Below are 2210 nucleotides of genomic sequence, written 5' to 3'. Positions count from 1 at the left end.
CGCATTATGTGAAACACCCATCTTCTTCGCAAACGCACGAACCGATAGACCCTTACGCGTTTTCTTATTCATAGTTGCTCCTTGCCTTTTTCTCTGCCATAAGAAGTAAGAGTTTACGGTGTTACGAATGATTGACAATCGGGTATAATCGGGTATATATTCCGGTATGAAAACAGATACACTTCAAGTTACACAAGAATTGTTGGCTCTCATTACTGAGATTGATGAGTTCAAAGGGGCATGGCGCGCCCTTGGTACTCTTGCACCTGAGCGATTGAACGCTCTTCGTCATATTGCTACTGTTGAAAGTATTGGATCTTCCACACGCATTGAAGGGAGTAAGTTAACAGACCGCGAAATCGAACAGCTTTTGGTAAACTTAGAAATTAAACGTTTCAAGAGTCGTGATGAACAAGAAGTTATCGGTTATGCCAAGGTTATGGAAACAATCTTTCAATCTTGGAGTGATATTTCTATTACTGAAAATCATATTAAACAACTTCATCGTGATCTTTTGTGTAATAGTGATAAAGATCAACGACATCGAGGTGAATATAAGACTTTACGCAATGATGTAGCAGCATTTAATTCTCAAGGGAAAATGGTTGGCATTGTTTTTGAAACAGCTACACCATTTGATACACCATACCGAATGCAAGAGCTTATTACTTGGTTCAATAAAACCAATGAATTAAAGGATCTTCATCCTTTACTTACGATTGGTATTTTTAATGTAACATTTTTAGCTATTCATCCTTTTCAAGATGGAAATGGACGTTTAAGCCGTATCTTAACCACCCTTCTTTTGTTACAAAAAGGTTATGTTTATGTACCATATTCATCGCTTGAAAGCATTATTGAGAATAATAAAGAAAGCTATTACTTAGCTTTAAATCAAACTCAAAAAACAATTTATACTAAAACACCCAATTGGGAGCCTTGGATACTCTTTTTTTTACGTGCTCTACAAAAACAAAAACGCCAATTAGAAATAAAAATAGAGAGTGAAAAAAATGCTCTTTTTTCCTTATCTGAATTGGCTCTTAATATTCTTGATTATGTGCGTAATCACGGACGTGTTACAACCCGCGATATGGTGCGTGAGGTTGGTGCAAGCCCTAATACACTTAAAGTAACTTTTACATCATTAGTTGAAAAAGGTCTTTTGATACGTCATGGTGGTGGACGATCAACTTGGTATAGCGCACCTTAATTTTATTGCCTTCTTAACCACCTCCCCATTTTTGAGAACGGGGAGGGGAGATGTGTCCTAAGCTAAGCAGCTTTCACGACAGATCTTTCTAAGACTTGTTTTGCTTCTTTGATTAAAGCTTTATAATGTTTGCTTTCTTCTACCAACGTAAAGGCTTTAACAAGATGCATATGGAGAGGTCCATAAATGTAAACAGCCTTTTTAGTTGGAGACATTTGATCCCAATCTTTTGGGAAAGCAAAACGTATATCATCACAATAATCAACAGCTTGGTTTCTCAGTTTCTTCTCGCACTCAATAAAATAACGGCGTGCTTGACGTCCTTTCTCGTTACGTTCAACCATGGAAAGCTCTTTTGCCATGTCTAGGGTGAGATGATATTCTTTACTTATAACATTTTTACGTTTCCCAATTTTGGGAAGCGTTAAAATATAGTCCTTTCCCTCTTCAAATGCATACTGATTAATGCGGTTCGTAATCCAAGTAGCAAAACGTTTTCCTATTGCCAAAAATGTATGTAATTCACGTGCATTCACTGTCTGAACGATATCACCATCAATCGTAGTTTGATGTAAGTCAATTAAATATTGTGCCATGATTTGGCTCCTATGTGCTTAAAGGTTTTCTATTGACATTCTAAAAGATGCCGGGTGCTAGAAAACACGGCACATAGCCCGTCGTTATGCTTTCCCCACAAGGGTATTGTATAGCATAACTACACCCGACAAAGTTATTATATGCGCCTAACATACAATGAGTCAAAGTCTTTAATGTGCGGAAGACTGATTATTTCGGCAACCAATCCGCTATGTGTTTAAGGTGTTTTCTAGGCACCTGATTCGAAGATACCTATTACCGTAGAATTGTCAAGTAATAAAAATTACTTTTTGCTAAGAAAACGTTTCACATACTGTACAGTGTACATATTGAAATTGTTATTTATCAATGAGTTAAGTGTACAATGTACAGTCAATTTGAAAATTCTGTCGCTAGCGAT

2 protein-coding genes are annotated in these 2210 nt (G+C 36.8%); one reads left to right on the top strand and one right to left on the bottom strand.

Annotation, left to right across the window (positions count from 1 at the left end; genetic code table 11):
- Window positions 1-166: 166 nt before the first annotated feature.
- Window positions 167-1213 carry a Fic family protein gene (locus tag ACFILT_RS03480; protein WP_375640133.1) on the top strand — a complete coding sequence of 349 codons (1047 nt, stop codon included), beginning with the start codon at window positions 167-169 and terminating at the stop codon, window positions 1211-1213.
- Between the two features lie 62 nt (window positions 1214-1275).
- On the opposite strand, the gene ACFILT_RS03475 is transcribed toward ACFILT_RS03480, so the two are convergent.
- Window positions 1276-1809 (bottom strand): antA/AntB antirepressor family protein, encoded by a 534-nt coding sequence (locus tag ACFILT_RS03475; RefSeq protein ID WP_375679587.1) that lies wholly within the window; start codon window positions 1807-1809, stop codon window positions 1276-1278.
- Window positions 1810-2210 lie beyond the last annotated feature (401 nt).

It is taken from the genome of Bartonella sp. AP7XZML, from assembly GCF_042195745.1.
In the GTDB taxonomy this organism is placed as follows: domain Bacteria; phylum Pseudomonadota; class Alphaproteobacteria; order Rhizobiales; family Rhizobiaceae; genus Bartonella.
Note: the sequence above shows the minus strand (reverse complement) of the source record. Positions and strands in the feature narration are given on the sequence as shown.

What these genes read in the sequence shown, in the direction of transcription:
- ACFILT_RS03480 (WP_375640133.1), top strand. Translation starts at nt 167, where the DNA reads ATGAAAACAGATACACTTCAAGTTACACAAGAATTGTTGGCTCTCATT.
- ACFILT_RS03475 (WP_375679587.1), bottom strand. Translation starts at nt 1,809, where the DNA reads ATGGCACAATATTTAATTGACTTACATCAAACTACGATTGATGGTGAT.